This window comes from Clostridium cuniculi (genome assembly GCF_004353185.1).
GTDB classification, from domain to species: domain Bacteria; phylum Bacillota; class Clostridia; order Clostridiales; family Clostridiaceae; genus Clostridium; species Clostridium cuniculi.
Window position 1 is genome coordinate 1 of record NZ_SMUS01000053.1, and the last position, 18795, is coordinate 18795.

Below are 18795 nucleotides of genomic sequence, written 5' to 3' on the forward strand. Positions count from 1 at the left end.
TAAGATGTATAAATAATAATTTGTGGTCAAGCTTAACATTAAACAAGGAGTATTATGTAATAGAGGAAACTTCAGACTATTATGTAGTAATTGATGATTTACAAAATGAAACAACTTGTAGAAAATCAAGATTCGTTGTTGTAGAAGATAATGATTTATCAAAAAAGTGTAAAGCAACTATCAATGAGCTTTCATTTCAATTAGAAAATGAGTTTAAAGATATTAAGAACTTTTCTATTAGAAAAAATTCAAAAGGTGAGATTAAAGAAATTATTGTGAAATTTAAATATGAATAATTTAAATAGTTAATATAAAGAATTTTAAATTTATATATAATAAGGAATCCCCCATTTAATGTATTTATTACATTAGATGAGGGATTTAATAATATGTTTAAGAAATATTTCTCAGGAAATATTTGTAATTACTTCATCAATTTACAGATGTTATTTGTAAATTCAACTGGATCTGATATTGATAATCCTTCTATTAACAATGCTTGATTGTATAAAAGATTAGTGTATAAGTTAAATTTATCTTTATCATTTTCATATGCATCTTTTAAAGATGTGAACACTTCATGATTAGTATTAATTTCTAATACTTTTTCTGCTTTTACTCCTTGATTATTTGGCATTGAATTTAATAACTTTTCCATTTCTATTGATAAATCACCTTCATTTGATAGGCAAACAGGATGATTTTTTAATTTCTTAGAAACTTTAACAGAACTTATTTTATCACTTAAAATATCTTTCATAGCATCAAATAATGATTTGTTTTCTTCGTTATTCTCTTCTACTTTATTTTCTTCATCATTATTTTCGATACCTAAATCACTACTAGATACAGATTTAAATTCTTTTTCTTTGTATTTCATTAACATTTTTATAGCAAATTCATCTATATCATCTGTGAAGTATAAAATTTCATATCCTTTATCTAATAATAATTCTGTTTGTGGCATCTTTTCTATTCTATCTATAGACTCACCAACAGCATAGTAAATATATTTTTGATCTTCAGCCATTCTTGTAACATATTCATCTAATGTAACCATCTTCTTTTCTTTTGATGAATAGAACATTAATAAATCCTGAAGTACTTCCTTTTCAGCACCAAAATTATCATAAACACCAAATTTTAAAGTTCTTCCAAATGCTTTATAGAATTTTTCGTAATTTTCTCTTTCATTTCTAAGCATTTTTTCAAGTTCACTTTTAATTTTATTTTTAATATTCTTAGCAATAAATCTTAATTGTCTATCATGTTGAAGAATCTCTCTAGAGATATTTAATGACAAATCTTCTGAGTCAACTATACCTTTAACAAAGCCAAAATAATCTGGAAGAAGGTCAGAGCATTTATTCATTATCATAACTCCATTAGAATATAATTCTAATCCTTTTTCATAATCCTTTGTATAGAAATCATAAGGCATATTTTCAGGAATATACAATATTGCATTATAGCTTACAGTTCCATCTACACTTAAATGGATATGTTTTAAAGGTGTATCAAATCCATAATGTTTTTCTTTATAAAAATTACTATAATCTTCTTGAGTTAATTCATTTTTATTTTTTCTCCAAATTGGAACCATACTATTAACTACTTTTTCCTCTATGTAGTCTTCATACTCACTTTCAGTTCCTTCCTTAAGCTTTCTTTCAGTAAGATCCATTTTAATTGGATATCTAATAAAATCTGAATACTTCTTTATTAAAGATTGAATTTTATATTCATTTAGATATTCATCAAAGTTTTCATCATCTGTATTAGCTTTTACATGTAATATAATATCTGTACCAACTGTATCCTTAGTAGAAGGTTCTATTGTATATCCTTCAACCCCTGTAGATTCCCATTTATATGCTTCATTACTTCCAAAAGCTTTAGTAATTACAGTAACTTTGTCAGCTATTAAGAATGATGAATAAAAACCAACACCAAATTGACCTATTATATCATAGCCATCTTTAATTTCATTTTCCTTTTTGAATTGAAGAGAACCACTTTTAGCAATAACTCCTAAGTTATTATCTAATTCTTCCTTATTCATACCAATTCCTGTATCAGATATTTTTATAGTTCTATTTTCTTTATCTATAGATACTTTAATAAAGAAATTTTCTTTATTGAAGTTTATATTATCATCACTTAAAGATTTATAATAAATTTTATCAATAGCATCACTAGCATTTGATATAAGCTCTCTTAGAAAAATTTCTCTATGTGTGTAAATTGAATTAATCATTAAATCTAAAAGTCTTTTAGACTCAGCTTTAAATTGTTTTGTTTCCATAAAACTCTCTCCTTTTAACTTAACTTTTTGTTAGCACTCTATATAAGTGAGTGCTAACCTTACATTATTTATTTTACTCTTTTAAACTTTAATGTCAACATTTTATATGGATATTTATTCAAGCAATTTGCGAATAACGTTTTCATAGATATTCTAGTTTAAAAGATGTATGAATATAATTATGATATATTACTTATAAGGTGGAGGGGTTATTACGAGAAGGTACACTATAGGTAAGCGAAGTTTAAATAATAATATTAATGAAAAAATTATAATAATTTCACTTTATATAATTCCTATTTGTCTACTTTTTATTCCCTATATATGCTATATTATGTGGATGTATTCTATATTAATTTATTTTCTATATCCATGTAGCATAAATATAATTTTAAATGTCAAAAGAGCGTTTATACTGCAAATAATATATACTATTTGCAGCATATTATTTATTCTTTCTTTAAAAAGTCTAGTGGGAGAATTTTTGTATTATCCTTATCCACAGTATATAATTAATTTATTAGCAATAATTTCAGCGCCATTAATGTTTATAGCTACAGCTATTTTTATTTTATTATCAATAATTTTTATTATAGATAGCTATTAATTTAAATCATTTATAGCCCCAAATTATTAATAGATAAGATACTATAACTCTCCTTGATATTTTATTAAGAAGAGTTATAGTTTTTAGGTTTTAATTAAATTTCTTTTAAGATTTTACTACTAAATGGTTTCATATTTATAATAATTTTATTATTTTCATTTATATATTTATCATTTTCATCCAGCAAATTAATAATATCTTTCTTTTTAAATATGCTATTTAGTTCAATATATTCTTCTTTATCATCTAGATTTAATAATATTATTATCCAATTATCATTTAGGTATCTACCAAATACAAATTGTTTGTTTTTAACAATAAATTCTTTATATATGCCCAGAGTTAGTTCTTTATTATTTTTCCTTATAGAAATTAATTTTGTTATAAAATCTTCAAGTTTTTTTGATTTATCATCATTATCAAAATCATCTATTGAAAGTTCTGGTCTTAGATTAAGATCAGTAATACTTTTATCACCCTCTATTCCCCACTCACTACCATAATAAATTGATGGAACTCCTGGGATTGTAAATAATAAAGTGTATATATTATTTAAATACCTTTTGTCATTTATTATAGTTGCTATTCTATTTACATCGTGGTTATCTACAAAATTATACAATGTTAAATTTTTATATATTCCATATTCACCAAATTGTCTATTAAGTGAATACGCTATTTCAAAGTAATTTTTATCATTATGACTTGAATATAATCCTTTATACAATTCATAATTTGTAGCAGAATGTAACATTTCAGGTGAGACTATAGAGTTATAATCACCATGAATCATTTCTCCCATTAGCCAAAAATCATTATTAAATTTGTTAGTTGTAAGTCTTAATTCTTTAATAAAGTCTTTATTTAATAAATATGCAACATCTAATCGTATACCATCAATATCAAATTCATGAACCCATTCTTCAACAACGTGCAGTAAATAATCTTTTACATTTTTATTATATAGATTTAATTTAACTAAATCATAGTGGCCTTCCCATCCCTCATAATAAAAGCCGTCATTATAATTGCTATTTCCGTTAAAGTCAATGTTAAACCAAGAAGAATACTGAGAATTTGATTTATTATTTTTCACATCTCCAAATGCCCAAAAATCTCTTCCTACATGATTAAACACACCATCAATAATAACTCGTATATTATTAGAATGAAGTTTAGAAACTATATTCTTAAAATCATTATTTGTTCCTAAGCGATCATCTATCTTTAGGTAGTCTATAGTATCATAACCATGATAGCTAGATTGGAATATAGGTCCAAAATAAACTGAATTTATCCCCATATTTTTTAAGTGGTTTATCCATTTATCATCAAACTTATCAAATCCAGAAGCTGATAATATATTCTTTTTATTATTTATAACTCCACAAAAGCCTAATGGATAAATATGATAAAATACTGCATTTTTTATTGAAGTTAACATATAATACCCTCCTGAAATCTTTACTTTTTATCATAAATACGATTATTTACCATATAATATATAATATCAAAAAACTCATAATATTCTCCTATAAAAAAGCCTTTTGGAGTAAAATTTATTATCTTATCCAAAAGGCTTATATTTAAATTAAAATTTTTAATTTAATAGTAAGAAAAAATATTAATATTGTGTATAAAATATAGAAAGTGTCAATAATCTTTAATGTAGATACATTTTGTGTATTGAGCTACACATACCTCTGTATAATTACCTTAAAATAAATGAGCAGGTTTAATATTACCTGCTCATTTATTTATTAAAAATCCCTATAACGCAAATATCTTTCATTTAGAAGCTCTCTTACGGTTTTATTTTGTAAAATCTTTATTTCATTTATTAAATTACTTTTAATTTCATTTGCAACAAAATTAATATCATTTTGAGCACCACCATCAGGCTCTTTAATAATCTTTTCAATTACACCTTTTTCTAATAAGTCATAAGAAGTAATTCCCATTATCTCTGAAACCTCTTGAGCTTTTGATGGATCCTTTAATAATATAGATGCAAATCCTTCAGGGGATAAAATAGAGTATATAGAATTTTCTAGTGCCCATACTCTATCGCCACAAGCTAGTGCTATGGCACCACCACTCCCCCCTTCACCTATAATTATAGAAATAATAGGCACAGTAAGTTGAGATATCTCCAATAAGTTTCTAGCAATAGCTTCTCCTTGACCACGTTCTTCAGCTTCTACACCGCAATATGCTCCAGAAGTATTTATGAAACAAATAATTGGTCTTTTAAATTTTTCAGCTTGCTTCATTAATCTTAATGCTTTTCTATATCCTTCAGGATAAGGTGATCCAAAATTTCTCTCCATATTTTCTTTTAAGTTTTTACCTTTTTGAATTCCAACTATAGTAACTGGAATATCTTCTAATAATCCTATTCCTCCAATGATAGATTTATCATCTCTATAGTTTCTATCTCCATGTAATTCAAAAAAGTTATTAAAAATTAGTTTTATATAATCTTCAGCATTTGGTCTTTCAACCATTCTAGCAATTGTTAATCTGTCCCATGCTTTAATCTTTTTACTCAACTGATGCACCTCCTTGAGGTTTGTGTAATTCTAGTAATAAGGATAGTGTATTTTTTAATTCATCTCTATTTACAATATTATCTACAAATCCCTTTTCTAATAAGAATTCTGCACTTTGAAAATCATCAGGTAGTTTTTCTTTAATTGTTCCTTCAATAACTCTTCTTCCTGCAAATCCGATTAAAGCCTTTGGCTCTGCAATAATTATATCTCCTAACATGGCAAAACTTGCAGTAACTCCACCAGTAGTAGGATCAGTTAAAACCGTAATATAAAGTAATCCCTTTTCACTATGCTTTGCTAGTGCTGCACTAATTTTGGCCATTTGCATTAGTGAAAGAATTCCTTCTTGCATTCTTGCGCCACCAGAAGCCGTAAAAATTATTATAGGAAGTTCTTCATTAGTTGCTTTTTCAATAGCGAATGTTATTTTTTCACCAACAACTGTACCCATGCTTCCCATCATAAAGTTTGAATCCATTATGCAAATGATAGATTCTATTCCATTTATTTTACATTTTACAGTTATAACTGCTTCATTAATTTTAGAATTTTCTTTACTTACCTTTAACTTGCTATCATAGCCCGGGAAATTCATTGGATTTTTAGATTCTAAACATTTATTAATTTCAATAAATGTATTTTTATCACAAATTAAATCCACTCTTTCATATGCACCTAATCTAAAATAATACTTACAATTAGGACACATTTTATAATTTTCTTCTAATGTTTTTTTATATAAAATCTTTCCGCAATGATTACATTTAACCCATGCTCCATCAGGAACAACAGGAATATCACTACTATCAACAGGCGGCATATTTATTACACCATATTGTTTTTTCTTAAAAATACCCATAATTTCACCAACTTATAGATTATATTCTTTGCTTATAAAACTTGTATCAAAAGTTCCTAAGCGGAATATATCGTTATTTAAAATATCAATTTGAAAGTCTATATTGCTCTCTATTCCTTCAATAATAAATTCATCTAGAGCTCGTAACATTTTGTTTATTGCTTCTTCTCTAGTTTTTCCATGTGCAATAAGCTTTGCAATCATAGAATCATAAGTTGGTGGAATAGTATAACCGTTGTAGACAGCTGTATCAACTCTAATTCCATTGCCTCCAGGTATATTTAAAAAACTAATTTTACCTGGACAAGGTGCAAATGATTTATTAGGATTTTCAGCATTTATTCTACATTCAATAGCATGACCTTCTATTTTTATATCGTCTTGAGTTAGCTGTAACTCATCACCATTAGCGATTTTTAATTGTTCTTTTACTATATCCACAGAAGTTATCATTTCTGTTACAGGATGTTCTACTTGAATTCTAGTATTCATTTCCATAAAATAAAAATCACCATGTTTATCTACTAAAAATTCAATTGTACCAGCATTAACATAATTAACTGCCTTTGCTGCTTTTATTGCTGCTTCACCCATTTTTTTTCTTAATTCATCATTTAAGATATAAGATGGAGCTTCTTCAAGTACTTTTTGATTCCTTCTTTGAATAGTACAATCTCTTTCACCAAGATGAATTATATTTCCAAAGGTATCACTTAAAATTTGAAATTCTATATGCCTTGGATTTTCTATGAATTTTTCCATGTATACTGAATCATCACCAAAGTTATTTTTTGCTTCAGTTCTTGCCGTAAAAAATGCATTTTCTAGTTCGTCTTCATTAGCAACAATTCTTATACCCTTTCCTCCGCCACCTAAGGAGGCTTTAATCATAATTGGATATCCAATTCTTTTGGCTTCTATTTTAGCCTCTTCAATATTTTCAATAAGACCATCACTACCAGGAATAACTGGAACATTTGCATTTTTCATTATTTCTCTTGCTACCGATTTATTTCCCATAATGTTTATTGTTTCACTATTTGGGCCAATAAACTTAATATTACATTCCTCGCACATACTTGCAAAACTAGCTTTTTCCGATAAAAATCCAAAGCCAGGATGAATTGCGTTACAACCTGTTACTACTGCTGCACTGATGATATTACTTTCATTAAGGTAAGAATCTTTAGATTTTGAAGTTCCAACACAAATAGCTTCATCTGCAAGTTCTGTATGCATGGCATCTTTATCAATTTCGGAATAAATAGCAACAGTTTTTAATCCGAGCTCTCTACAAGCTCTTATAATTCTTACAGCAATTTCACCTCTATTAGCTATTAAAACTTTTCTAATCATAAAACACCTCTTTTTATTAACCTACCATGAAGGTTAATTCTCCTTCACAAACCTTCTTACCTTCAACATAAGCAACTCCATATCCTACACCAGCTTTGCCACGTATTTTAGTAAGTTCAACTTCTAATCTTAATGTGTCACCAGGAACAACTTTTCTTCTAAATTTAGCATTATTTATTCCTGCAAAATATGCTATCTTACCTTTAAATTCATCTTTACTTAAAAGAGCTACAGCACCAGCTTGTGCTAAAGCTTCAATTATTAATACGCCTGGCATAACAGGTTCAACTGGAAAATGTCCTTGAAAGTACTGTTCGTTTGCTGTAACATTTTTTATTGCAGTTATTTTATTTTCCTCAATTTTTATAACCTTATCAATTAAAAGAAAAGGATATCTATGAGGAATTATCTCCATAATTTCCTTAATATCCATTTTAAAATCTCCTTAAATAATAGATATTTTAATAAGTGGCAGTAAAAAATAATTATTAGATTTTTACCACCACTAATACCTATAGTATATTTATTATTATGAACGAATCTTAAATAATTCCATTCCAAACTCAACAATTTCTTCATCACTTCTTAAAGCTTCAACAATTTCGCCATCCACTTCTGATGTGATTTCATTCATTATCTTCATAGCTTCAACTATACAAAGCACATCACCTTTTTTTACTTTAGATCCAACCTCAACATATGGAGCTCCTCCTGGAGTTGAAGATGAATAATAAGTTCCCACTAATGGTGATTTAACTATATTTAAGTTTTCTTCTATTAATTCTTCAGTTTCAATTAAAGTTTCTTCAGTTGAAGTTTTAGTTTCCTTTGTAAAAACTGTAGAATTTTCAGAAGATGTTGTATTAATAATATTTTCTTTATATGAAGAATTTTCTTCGTTTTTACTAAGTTTTAATTTTATATCACTATTTTCTAATTCAAAGACTCTTAGAGACGATGAATCTATCTCCTTAATAAGCTCTTTTATTTGGTTATAGTCTAACATTCTAACTACCTCCATTTTTTAAATATAAGAGTACCGTTATGTCCACCAAATCCTAAAGAGTTTGACATTGTATATTCTACGTTAGATTCTTTTCCTTCATTAACAACAAGGTTTAAATCACAATCTTCATCTTCATTTACATAATTAATTGTTGCTGGAACAAAATTATCTTGTAGTGCTTTTATTGAAACAATGGCCTCAATAGCACCAGCAGCACCTAATAAATGACCTGTCATTGATTTAGTAGAACTAACATATGCATTCATATAATTATCACCTAAAGCTTTTTTGATAGCTAAGGTTTCAACTTTATCATTAATCTCTGTTGATGTACCATGTGCATTTATATAAGATATTTTATCTGTACTTATATCAGCATCAATTAATGCATCTCTCATAGCTCTATATGCACCATCACCATCTAAGCAAGGTGATGTTATATGATAAGCATCACAAGTTGAACCATATCCAACTACTTCTGCATAAATTTTTGCACCTCTTTTTAAAGCACTATCTAAGTCCTCTAATATTAATGAACCTGCACCTTCTCCCATAACAAATCCATTTCTTTCCTTATCAAATGGGATTGATGCTCTATTTCTATCTTCACTTCTACTTAATGCAGTAAGTGATTGGAACCCTGCAATACCGAATTCACATATAGAAGCCTCAGCTCCACCAGCTACAACAATATCAAGATAGCCATCTTTGATACTTCTATAAGCTTCACCAATACAATGAGTTGAAGTAGCACATGCAGAAGTTAAACTTAATGTACTTCCTAAAATACCATGTTTTATTGCAATAGTTCCTGAAGCAATATTTGATATAGCCATTGGAATAGTAAGTGGTGATACTCTATTAGGACCTTTAGCAACTAGAGTTCTTATTTGACTTTCAATAGTACAAAGTCCACCTATACCAGATCCAAACATTACACCAATTCTTTCTCTATTTAATGTATTAAAATCAAGATTACTATCCTTAATAGACTCTTCTGCTGCTATTACAGCAAATTGAGTATATCTATCCATTCTTTTTGCTTCTTTTTTATCTATAAAGTTGCTAGGATCAAAATCTTTAACCTCTGCAGCCATTTTTACTTTTAAATTTTCGGCATTAAATAAAGATATTTCATCTATTCCGTTTTTGCCTAATTTAATACCTTCCCAAAAACTATCTATATTATTTCCTATTGGAGTTATTGCTCCAAGTCCAGTGATTACCACTCTTCTTTTCAATTTAATGCCTCCTTTATGCCATTACCATTCCACCATCAACATTTATTACTTGACCTGTAATATAATCTGATAAATTTGATGATAAGAATAATACTAAATTAGCAACTTCTTTTGGATCACCTATTTTTTTCATAGGTATACTTTTAATTATTTCTTCTTTAACCTTATCAGGTAGATTCTTAGTCATATCAGTGTTTATATATCCTGGAGCTACTACATTAACATTTATATTTCTTGAAGCAAGCTCTCTTGCTACTGATTTAGAGAATCCAATAACTCCAGCTTTTGAAGCTGCATAATTACATTGTCCTGCATTACCAGCTATACCAACAACAGAAGAAATATTTATTATTTTTCCATATTTTTGTCTAACCATAATAGAAGAAACTGATTTTGTAGTATTAAAAGTACCCTTTAAATTAACATCTAAAACATCATCAAAATCTTCTTCCTTCATTCTTAGAATTAATCCATCTTTAGTGATGCCTGCATTATTAACTAAAACATCTATTGTATTATAGTGAGATTTTACTTCTTTTACGAAGTTATCAACTTCCTCAGTAATACTTACATCACATTTTATTGCCAAAGCATCTACACCAAAGCTTTTAATTTCATTGATTAAATCTTCTACTTCACTATTTAAGTTTCTATAATTCATAGCTATATTAGCTCCATTTTGCGCTAGAGTTAATGCAATTTCTCTACCGATTCCTCTTGTAGCTCCAGTAACTATTACATTTTTCCCTTTTAACATATAGCTTCCATCCCTTCTAGTGTCTTATTAAGTGATTTTAAATCTTCTACATTGAAGATTTTTACAGTAGCTTTTCTTTCTTTGCTTATTTCACGAACAAAGCTACTTAAAGTTTTTAAAGGTCCTATTTCAATAAATGTATCTATACCTTCATCAAGCATTTTTTCAATAGTTTCACTCCATCTTACAGAAGATTTAACTTGATTTATTAATAACTCTTTAATTTCATTTCCATTTTCAATAAAATCAGCTGTAACATTTGTTATTATCTTTATTTTTGGATCATTAAAGTGTATATTTTCAAATTCATTTTTTAACTTAATAGATGCTTCATTTAATAAAGAAGTATGGAAAGGACCAGATACTTTTAGAGGAATAACTCTTCTTGCACCACATTCTTTTAATAATTCACTTGCAAATTCAACAGCTTCCCTTTCTCCACCTATTACTATTTGACTATTAGTGTTATAGTTAGCTATTTCAACTATTCCTTTTTCACTAGCTATCTTTAGTACTTCTTTTATTTTATTTTCATCTAATCCAATTACTGCAACCATTGAACCAACACCTTGAGGTACTGCTTCTTGCATAAAACGTCCTCTTTTTTTTACTAAAGAAACTGCAGTTTCAAAGTCTAAAGCTTCACTAGCAACAAGTGCAGAGTATTCTCCTAAACTTAATCCTGCAACTATATCTGGATTGATCCCTTTGTCTTTTATAGCTTGTAGAATAGCTATAGAAGTTGTTAATATTGCAGGTTGTGTATTTTCAGTAATATTTAATTCTTCTTTATCACCATTAAATATTAATTCTTTCAAATCAAAGCCTAAAACTTCATTGGCTTTATCATATATTTTTTTACAGCTAGGAATATTATCATATAATTCTTTTCCCATTCCTATATATTGAGAACCTTGACCTGAGAAAATAAATGCTATCTTCATAATTCCTCCATTAATCTATTAGTTATAGACTTCTCTTTACTTCTTCGTATTCACTAAACATTTCTTCAATTATTTCTTTAACGCTTTGAACTTTCTTTACCATTCCAGATATTTGGCCTGCCATTAGTGATCCATTTTCAATGTCACCATCTACTACAGCTCTTCTTAGAGCTCCCTTACCTAATTCTTCTAGAGCCTCAATACTTGCATTATCACTTTCAAGTTTTAAATATTCTTTTGCAAGTTTATTTTTTAATACTTGAACAGGATGTCCTGTACATCTTCCAGTAACAACAGTGTCAATATCTTTTGATTTTATTACAGCATTTTTGTAATTATCATGAATTTGACATTCTTCTGATGCTAAAAATCTAGTACCAACTTGAACACCACTTGCTCCAAGGATAAATGCAGCGGCAATACCTCTTCCATCACCTATACCACCAGCTCCTATAACAGGAATATTTACAGCATCAACAACTTGTGGTAATAATGCCATTGTAGTTAGCTTACCAACATGACCACCTGATTCACAACCTTCTGCTATAACAGCATCTACTCCACAGCGTTCCATTCTTTTTGCTAATGCAACAGAAGCTACCACAGGAATAACTACAATCCCAGCATTTTTCCATTTGTCTATATATTTACCTGGATTTCCTGCTCCAGTAGTTATGACTTTAACTCCTTCTTCAATTGCAATATCAGCTAATTCATCAGCATTATCTGATAAAAGCATTATATTAAGACCAAAAGGTTTATCGGTAAGTTTCTTAGTTTTTCTTATCTCATCTCTTATATGGCTAGCAGGAGCATTAGCCCCTGCTATAATACCAAGTCCTCCAGCATTGGAAACTGCTGCAGCAAGAGTACTTTCTGAAACCCAAGCCATTCCACCTTGAAAAATAGGATATTTAATACCTAAAATACCGCATATATCCTTTTTCATATATTTACCTCCAATACTATTTTTCTGTTGCTTTTTCAATGAAATTTACAGCATCTGCAACTGTTTTTATGTTTTCTACTTCTTCAACTTTTACATCGAAAGCATCTTCAAGTTCCATTATTACTTGGAATAAATCTAATGAATCAGCTTCTAAATCTTCTATGAATCTTGTTTCTAATTTAACGTCTTCTTCATTAACTCCTAATTGTTCTACTACTATTTCTCTAATTTTTTCGAATATCATTTCTATTTCCTCCTAAATTTTAACTAAAATTCTTTATTTATAACTTTTAATTTCATTTTATAATTTCAATAATTTACTGAATACTACCATTCTAGTAATATTCCAGACCAAGTTAACCCACCACCAAAAGCAACTAAAATAATTTTATCACCTTTATTAAGTAAGCCTTTATTTACAGCCTCGCTAAAAGCAATAGGCACACTAGCTGCTGATGTATTTCCATAAGATTCTAAGTTAATATAGAACTTGTCCTTGCTTATATTTAACTTCTTAGCAGCATCATCTATTATCCTAAGATTTGCTTGATGTGGAATAATATATTTAATATTTGATATATCCTCACCTGAATCCTCTAATAGTTTCTTCACTACCTTAGGGATTATTGATATAGCAAATTTGAAAACCTCTCTACCATCCATTTGTATATATTCTTCTCTTTTTAAAGAGGCATCTGCAAATGGTGTTTTAATTGGAAATTGATTGGCAGTTAATGCTTTAGTACCTGTTTTTCCGTCAGAGCCAAAGTAAGTGCTTATTATTCCACTATTATCAGTACTTACTTCAAGAATAGCGGCACCAGCACCATCACCAAATAATACGCAAGTATTTCTATCGTTCCAATCTATTATTCTTGAGAGAACCTCACTACCAATAACTAAAGCTTTGCTTCCTTCTCCATTTTTTATTAATGAATTAGCAATTATGGATGCATATAAAAATCCTGAACAAGCAGCACTTATATCAAATGCAGCTGCATTATCGCAACCTAATATACTTTGGACACTGCAAGCAGTAGAAGGCATAATTCTATCTGGTGAAGTTGTTGCAACTACAATTAAATCAATATCTTGAGGACTGCATTTTGCCATTTTCATAGCATTAATTGATGCTTTAACGGCTAAATCTACTGTACTTTCACCTTTTGAAATCTTTCTTTCACATATCCCAGTTCTCTTAACTATCCATTCATGTGATGTATCAACTAAATTTGACAATTGATCATTACTTACAGCATTTTCTGGACAATAATGTCCAATACCTACTATTTTTACTAAACTCATCTTAACACCTTTGTTTTAAAAATATAATTATTTGATAATCAAATAATACTCTTAAAAATATGAAATATTAAATCCCTTAATATTTCTCCTTAGTTAATCTCATAATATATAATAAGTTACTACTATATTAATATAAATATAATATTAGATCATTGTATAAGTTTATATAAATAAAAATAATTCCTAATAATAATAATTTAATCTAAAATATAAAATAATTCAAATAGCGACTTAACTCCTAAAATTATCCACTCTCCTCTCAAAAATTTTGATTATCAAACATCTTTATAATAAGTCTACTTTTAAACTTTGTCAATCTTTTTTTACAATATTGCCTTTTCTCACAGTATATATTATACTTTAAAATATATTTTGATATTCAAAATATTTGATAAAAAAGGAGAAAAAATATGGAATTAAAAATAGGAAATTTAATAGCAAAATTACCAATAATACAAGGTGGTATGGGAGTTGGAGTTTCACTTTCAAATTTAGCTGGAAATGTTGCAAAATATGGTGCTATAGGAGTTATTTCTGCAGCACATCCTGGATATCTTGAAAAGGATTTTGAAAAAAATACACTACAAGCGAATTTGAGAGCATTAAAAAATCATATAAGAAAAGCAAAAGATATAAGTAACAATGGAATAATCGGCGTAAACATAATGGTAGCAATGAAAAATTATAAGGAATTAGTTGAAGCTAGTATTGAAGGTGGAGCTGATTTAATAATATCAGGAGCAGGTTTACCATTAAAATTACCTGAATATACAAAAAATAGTGAAATTAAAATCTTACCAATAGTATCATCTTCTAAAGCAACAAAACTTATCTTATCATATTGGAAAAAACATTATAATAGAATTGCTGATGGAATTATTGTGGAAGGGCCTGAAGCTGGAGGTCATTTAGGATTTAAGGCAGATACTTTAGATAATGATATAATTAAATTTGATGATAATGTTAAAGACATAATAGAAACAGTAAAACAGTTGGAATTTGAATATAAAAAAGAAATACCTGTAATTGTTGCAGGAGGTGTTTTTGATTCAAATGATATAAATAAATATATGGAATTAGGTGCAAAAGGAGTTCAAATAGGAAGTAGATTTGTTGCAACATATGAATGTGATGTTGATATGAAATTTAAAGAAGCATATTTAAATTGCAATAAAAGTGATATTAAAATTGTTAAAAGTCCTGTTGGTATGCCTGGAAGAGCAATAAATAATGAGTTTTTAAGAAAGATTAATAATGAAACTAATAAAATAAGCAAATGTTATAATTGTTTGGTTCCATGTAATCCATCTACTACTCCATATTGCATAAGTGAAGCTTTAATAAATGCAGCACGAGGTGATATTAATAACGGATTAATATTTTGTGGAGCAAATGCATATAGAATTAATAAAATAATGTCAGTTAAGGATTTATTAGATGAATTAATTGTTTAGAAAGAAAGTAGGATTCTCTTATTAGAAATCCTACTTTTTTAATAATTTTTATAAATTAATATCTTCCTTTTCAGTTGGTTCTAATTCACCTAATATAAATGGCAATACTTCATCTACTTTAATATTAAGAACCAATGCAAATTCTTCATGTAATAACCTTTGAGCCTCAGACATTATTTTCTCATCACCAACATATAGTTTTTTACCCTCAATTTTTTTCTTTTCTTTTTCAAGGTATAAAGTTCGTATTAACTTAACTAGTTCTACATTATCTCCTCTTTTTAGAATTTCATTATACTTTTCTTTACGAAGATTAATATCATCAATCCATATAGTTTCATTATCTGGCATTGTTTTTATCAAGTTATATACTTCTTGTACAGTCATAATCTTTCTAATATTTATCATATTATTATCAATAGGAGCATAAATAGTGGAATTAGGGTCATAGGCTGGTTTGAGAATATAATATTCCCTTTCTACGCTTGTATTAAATTTCTTTTTTTCTATACCAGCTATCTTACATACTCCAGTGGTACCATAAATAATATAGTCATTTTTTTCAAACATTATATTATTCCTCCTTAATAAAATAACGTGCAATTTATCGACAACTGGACTTACGTTGTATATCGACAAACTACACGTTGTTTATTTTATAATTTACATATTGAAGAAATTCAATATTATTTCTATACCATTATTATACATCTAAAAAAATAAATTTTCAAATGATTATAGTTAAAATTAATGTTCAGTAAGAATATGTATAATTAAATATGAAATAATAATTTACTTTATATTTAATGCCATCTTTTCTTTTCTTTAATAAATATTTATAATAGTATCATAATATTATTATAGGAGAGATTTTTATTTTATGAGTAAGATATTAACAGAATCTAATATTAAAAAATTACAAGAAGAGCTAGATTACAGAATGACTGTAAGAAGAGCTGAAATTGCAAAAGAAAAATTAATTGCGGCAGCACATGGAGATAGATCAGAAAATGCTGAATATAAGGCTGCTTGTGAAGAGTATAGAGAAAATGATAATAGAATTCAACACTTACTAACACTTATAACAACAGCTACAGTTATAGATGATGAAAGTATTGATAAATCTATATTAGGAATAAATACTAAAGCTAAAATTGAATTTATTGATGATGGTTTTGAAGATACTATTACTTTAGTAACAACATTAGATGCTAAACCAGAGGAAATGTTAATAAGTATTGAGTCTGAACTTGGAAAAGCATTAGCTGGTAAAAAGGTTGGAGATATAGTAGAAGTTGAAGCTCCAGGAGAAAATTATTCTGTAAAAATTTTAGAAATACTTTAAAGTAGTTAGAGGCTGTATCAAAATAATTTTTGATACAGCCTCTAACTATTTTAATATGCTTTAAACTTATTTTCAGAGTCTTTAGTGTTAGATATTTCTTTCATAGCTTTTCTAAATTGAATAAAGAATAGTATCGATGTAGTTGTAACTGCCAATAAATCTGCTACAGGTTCTGCCATAAATACTGCTGTTGTTTTATCTGACATAAACATAGGTATAATATAAATTAAAGGTATTAATAGTATTATCTTTCTTAATAATGCTAAGAATAATGAAGTTTTTGCATTACCTAAAGCAATAAAAGATTGCTGACAGGCAATTTGTACACCAAATACGCATGAAACAGCCATGTATATTCTAAGAGCATGACTTGTGAATTTAACAAGTTCTGGATCATTATTAAATATTAATACAAATGATCTAGGTGTTATCATTGCTAATGCCCATAATATAATAGAATAAGCTAAACAAGAAATAAGTAATATCTTAAATGCCTTTTTTACACGTTCTGAATTTTTAGCTCCATAGTTATAACTTATTATTGGTTGTCCACCTTGTGTTAGTCCAGTAAGAGGAAGCATTGAAAATTGCATCACACTTGTAAGAATCGTCATTGCTCCTACTGCAATATCACCACCATATTTTAATAATGAAGAATTAAAACATACTGTTATTAAGCTTTCTGTTGCTTGCATTATAAATGGTGATAATCCTAATATTATAGAAGGAATAATAATCTCTTTTGATAAACGAAGATTTTTCTTTCTTAATTTTAAAGTTGACTTTTTACCTGTTAAGAAAAATAATATCCAAATCATAGATAATGATTGAGAAATTATTGTAGCTAAAGCTGCACCAGATACCCCCATATTAAATCCAAATATAAGTATTGGATCGAGAATAATGTTAAATATAGCACCTATTAAAACAGTCATCATACTAACTGTAGCAAAACCTTGTGCACTTATAAATGCATTAAGTCCAAGAGTTAGTTGAACAAATATAGTTCCTAAGCTGTATATCTTCATATAATCAACTGCATATTCTATTGTATTTTCGCTTGCACCAAATAATAAAAGCAAATCTTCCGAAAAGAAAAAGAAAATAACGGTAATAATAAGTGATAATATTATTAATAGCGAAAAGGAGTTTCCTAATGTTTTTTCTGCATTTTCATGTTCACCTTTTCCTAAAAAAATTGAAGCTCTAGGAGCTGCACCCATACTTACAAGAGCAGCAAATGCAGAAATAAGCATAATAAGTGGTAGACATACTCCAACACCAGTAAGTGCTAATTTACCAATATTAGCTATATGACCAATATACATACGGTCTACTAGATTATACAATAAATTAATAATTTGTGCTGCAATTGCAGGAACAGCTAATTTGAAAAGTAGTTTTCCTACACTGCAACTACCTAATTCTTCTGTTTGATTTTGTTGCATGATATCTTTCTCCTTTAATAAAATTGACAAAAAATAATAATTCCTATAAAATAGTTTACAAGTAAACAGTTTACTTGTCAACTATGTGGAGGATAATGATGAAATCTAAATTTGATATTACGGAGATACTATATTCAGTTAAAAATATAAATGATTTATATTATAATTTATCTGTTGAAGTAGCTAATGAATGTGGTATTACCAAGCCAGAAGCTGATATTCTAGCTTTTTTAAACAATAATCCATCTTGTGACACAGCAAAGGATATAGTTAAGTTAAGAGGGTTCTCCAAGGCTTATGTTTCTAAAGCTGTAGAACCATTAATATTAAAAGGGCTTATAAACGTTGAAGTTGATAAAGGTGATAGACGATGTCAACATCTAAAGTTAACAGAAAAATCTAAACCTATAGTAATAAAGTTATATAATATGCAAAGTGAATTTGTAGAAAAAATTACTAAAGGAATAGATCCAAAAGATATAGAAAAGTATATTGAAGTTATGCATCTTTTTTCACAAAATGCTTTAAAATAATTAAAAAGGAGCTGTCGCAATAGCGGGTAAAAAAATCCGCTAGCAATAGCTCTTTTTCTATATTTTCAAAAAAATAATTGTACATTTTCGATTAAAATCAAATTGAATATAAAAATAGACGCACTTAAATA

19 protein-coding genes are annotated in these 18795 nt (G+C 27.9%); 4 read left to right on the forward strand and 15 right to left on the reverse strand.

Annotation, left to right across the window (positions count from 1 at the left end; all coding sequences use genetic code 11):
* The coding region (locus EJJ37_RS18040; protein ID WP_133016875.1) for a hypothetical protein at window positions 1–296 on the forward strand (296 nt) is incomplete at its 5' end.
* 128 nt (window positions 297–424) lie between these two features.
* On the opposite strand, the gene htpG is transcribed toward EJJ37_RS18040, so the two are convergent.
* The 13 genes from htpG to EJJ37_RS18105 form a co-directional block, all read right to left on the reverse strand.
* The gene (gene htpG / locus EJJ37_RS18045; protein WP_133016876.1) at window positions 425–2305 is read right to left on the reverse strand and encodes a molecular chaperone HtpG; all 1881 of its coding nucleotides are present in this window, start codon (window positions 2303–2305) and stop codon (window positions 425–427) included.
* 701 nt (window positions 2306–3006) lie between these two features.
* Window positions 3007–4356, reverse strand: a complete 1350-nt coding sequence (locus EJJ37_RS18050; protein ID WP_133016877.1) for an alpha-amylase family glycosyl hydrolase — start codon at window positions 4354–4356, stop codon at window positions 3007–3009.
* A 316-nt stretch (window positions 4357–4672) separates the two neighbouring features.
* The gene (locus EJJ37_RS18055) at window positions 4673–5464 is read right to left on the reverse strand and encodes an acetyl-CoA carboxylase carboxyltransferase subunit alpha (RefSeq protein WP_133016878.1); all 792 of its coding nucleotides are present in this window, start codon (window positions 5462–5464) and stop codon (window positions 4673–4675) included.
* Window positions 5457–6326 (reverse strand): acetyl-CoA carboxylase, carboxyltransferase subunit beta, encoded by an 870-nt coding sequence (accD, locus tag EJJ37_RS18060; RefSeq protein ID WP_133016879.1) that lies wholly within the window; start codon window positions 6324–6326, stop codon window positions 5457–5459. Before accD ends, EJJ37_RS18055 begins: the two co-directional genes overlap by 8 nt.
* 12 nt (window positions 6327–6338) lie before the next feature.
* The gene (locus tag EJJ37_RS18065) at window positions 6339–7682 is read right to left on the reverse strand and encodes an acetyl-CoA carboxylase biotin carboxylase subunit (RefSeq protein WP_133016880.1); all 1344 of its coding nucleotides are present in this window, start codon (window positions 7680–7682) and stop codon (window positions 6339–6341) included.
* A 16-nt stretch (window positions 7683–7698) separates the two neighbouring features.
* Window positions 7699–8115 (reverse strand): 3-hydroxyacyl-ACP dehydratase FabZ, encoded by a 417-nt coding sequence (gene fabZ, locus EJJ37_RS18070; RefSeq protein WP_133016881.1) that lies wholly within the window; start codon window positions 8113–8115, stop codon window positions 7699–7701.
* Between the two features lie 96 nt (window positions 8116–8211).
* Window positions 8212–8688 (reverse strand): acetyl-CoA carboxylase biotin carboxyl carrier protein, encoded by a 477-nt coding sequence (gene accB, locus EJJ37_RS18075; protein ID WP_226891600.1) that lies wholly within the window; start codon window positions 8686–8688, stop codon window positions 8212–8214.
* Between the two features lie 5 nt (window positions 8689–8693).
* Window positions 8694–9929 (reverse strand): beta-ketoacyl-ACP synthase II, encoded by a 1236-nt coding sequence (fabF, locus tag EJJ37_RS18080; RefSeq protein WP_133016883.1) that lies wholly within the window; start codon window positions 9927–9929, stop codon window positions 8694–8696.
* Window positions 9930–9942: 13 nt separating this feature from the next.
* On the reverse strand, window positions 9943–10686 hold the full coding sequence (fabG, locus tag EJJ37_RS18085; protein WP_133016884.1) for a 3-oxoacyl-[acyl-carrier-protein] reductase: 744 nt from the start codon (window positions 10684–10686) through the stop codon (window positions 9943–9945).
* Window positions 10680–11633 (reverse strand): ACP S-malonyltransferase, encoded by a 954-nt coding sequence (gene fabD / locus EJJ37_RS18090; protein WP_166484826.1) that lies wholly within the window; start codon window positions 11631–11633, stop codon window positions 10680–10682. The genes fabG and fabD overlap by 7 nt, the downstream gene beginning before the upstream one ends.
* Window positions 11634–11652: 19 nt before the next feature.
* Window positions 11653–12579, reverse strand: a complete 927-nt coding sequence (gene fabK, locus EJJ37_RS18095; protein WP_133016886.1) for an enoyl-[acyl-carrier-protein] reductase FabK — start codon at window positions 12577–12579, stop codon at window positions 11653–11655.
* Between the two features lie 16 nt (window positions 12580–12595).
* The gene (gene acpP, locus EJJ37_RS18100) at window positions 12596–12823 is read right to left on the reverse strand and encodes an acyl carrier protein (RefSeq protein WP_133016887.1); all 228 of its coding nucleotides are present in this window, start codon (window positions 12821–12823) and stop codon (window positions 12596–12598) included.
* 83 nt (window positions 12824–12906) lie between these two features.
* Window positions 12907–13884, reverse strand: a complete 978-nt coding sequence (locus tag EJJ37_RS18105; RefSeq protein ID WP_133016888.1) for a beta-ketoacyl-ACP synthase III — start codon at window positions 13882–13884, stop codon at window positions 12907–12909.
* A gap of 410 nt (window positions 13885–14294) precedes the next feature.
* Between EJJ37_RS18105 and EJJ37_RS18110 the strand changes: the two genes are divergently transcribed.
* Window positions 14295–15338 (forward strand): NAD(P)H-dependent flavin oxidoreductase, encoded by a 1044-nt coding sequence (locus EJJ37_RS18110; protein WP_133016889.1) that lies wholly within the window; start codon window positions 14295–14297, stop codon window positions 15336–15338.
* A gap of 48 nt (window positions 15339–15386) precedes the next feature.
* Here the strand turns inward: EJJ37_RS18110 and EJJ37_RS18115 are convergent, their stop codons facing one another.
* A complete protein-coding gene (locus EJJ37_RS18115; RefSeq protein WP_133016890.1) occupies window positions 15387–15908 on the reverse strand; it encodes a CarD family transcriptional regulator in 522 nt (173 codons plus the stop codon).
* A 310-nt stretch (window positions 15909–16218) separates the two neighbouring features.
* Here EJJ37_RS18115 and greA point away from each other — a divergent pair, with 310 nt between their 5' ends.
* The gene (greA, locus tag EJJ37_RS18120; RefSeq protein ID WP_133016891.1) at window positions 16219–16683 is read left to right on the forward strand and encodes a transcription elongation factor GreA; all 465 of its coding nucleotides are present in this window, start codon (window positions 16219–16221) and stop codon (window positions 16681–16683) included.
* Window positions 16684–16733: 50 nt separating this feature from the next.
* Here the strand turns inward: greA and EJJ37_RS18125 are convergent, their stop codons facing one another.
* Window positions 16734–18131, reverse strand: coding sequence for an MATE family efflux transporter (locus EJJ37_RS18125; protein WP_133016892.1), 1398 nt, complete (start codon window positions 18129–18131; stop codon window positions 16734–16736).
* 98 nt (window positions 18132–18229) lie between these two features.
* Here EJJ37_RS18125 and EJJ37_RS18130 point away from each other — a divergent pair, with 98 nt between their 5' ends.
* Complete coding sequence (locus EJJ37_RS18130) at window positions 18230–18664, forward strand: MarR family winged helix-turn-helix transcriptional regulator (RefSeq protein WP_166484825.1); 435 nt, start codon at window positions 18230–18232, stop codon at window positions 18662–18664.
* The last annotated feature ends 131 nt before the right edge of the window (window positions 18665–18795 follow it).

Excerpts from the sequence above, each read along its gene's own strand:
- accD (WP_133016879.1), bottom strand. The coding sequence starts at position 6,326 with ATGGGTATTTTTAAGAAAAAACAATATGGTGTAATAAATATGCCGCCT.
- greA (WP_133016891.1), top strand. The coding sequence starts at position 16,219 with ATGAGTAAGATATTAACAGAATCTAATATTAAAAAATTACAAGAAGAG.
- accB (WP_226891600.1), bottom strand. The coding sequence starts at position 8,688 with ATGTTAGACTATAACCAAATAAAAGAGCTTATTAAGGAGATAGATTCA.
- acpP (WP_133016887.1), bottom strand. The coding sequence starts at position 12,823 with ATGATATTCGAAAAAATTAGAGAAATAGTAGTAGAACAATTAGGAGTT.
- EJJ37_RS18105 (WP_133016888.1), bottom strand. The coding sequence starts at position 13,884 with ATGAGTTTAGTAAAAATAGTAGGTATTGGACATTATTGTCCAGAAAAT.
- htpG (WP_133016876.1), bottom strand. The coding sequence starts at position 2,305 with ATGGAAACAAAACAATTTAAAGCTGAGTCTAAAAGACTTTTAGATTTA.
- EJJ37_RS18125 (WP_133016892.1), bottom strand. The coding sequence starts at position 18,131 with ATGCAACAAAATCAAACAGAAGAATTAGGTAGTTGCAGTGTAGGAAAA.
- EJJ37_RS18065 (WP_133016880.1), bottom strand. The coding sequence starts at position 7,682 with ATGATTAGAAAAGTTTTAATAGCTAATAGAGGTGAAATTGCTGTAAGA.
- fabZ (WP_133016881.1), bottom strand. The coding sequence starts at position 8,115 with ATGGATATTAAGGAAATTATGGAGATAATTCCTCATAGATATCCTTTT.
- EJJ37_RS18050 (WP_133016877.1), bottom strand. The coding sequence starts at position 4,356 with ATGTTAACTTCAATAAAAAATGCAGTATTTTATCATATTTATCCATTA.
- EJJ37_RS18130 (WP_166484825.1), top strand. The coding sequence starts at position 18,230 with ATGAAATCTAAATTTGATATTACGGAGATACTATATTCAGTTAAAAAT.
- fabK (WP_133016886.1), bottom strand. The coding sequence starts at position 12,579 with ATGAAAAAGGATATATGCGGTATTTTAGGTATTAAATATCCTATTTTT.
- EJJ37_RS18115 (WP_133016890.1), bottom strand. The coding sequence starts at position 15,908 with ATGTTTGAAAAAAATGACTATATTATTTATGGTACCACTGGAGTATGT.
- EJJ37_RS18110 (WP_133016889.1), top strand. The coding sequence starts at position 14,295 with ATGGAATTAAAAATAGGAAATTTAATAGCAAAATTACCAATAATACAA.
- fabG (WP_133016884.1), bottom strand. The coding sequence starts at position 10,686 with ATGTTAAAAGGGAAAAATGTAATAGTTACTGGAGCTACAAGAGGAATC.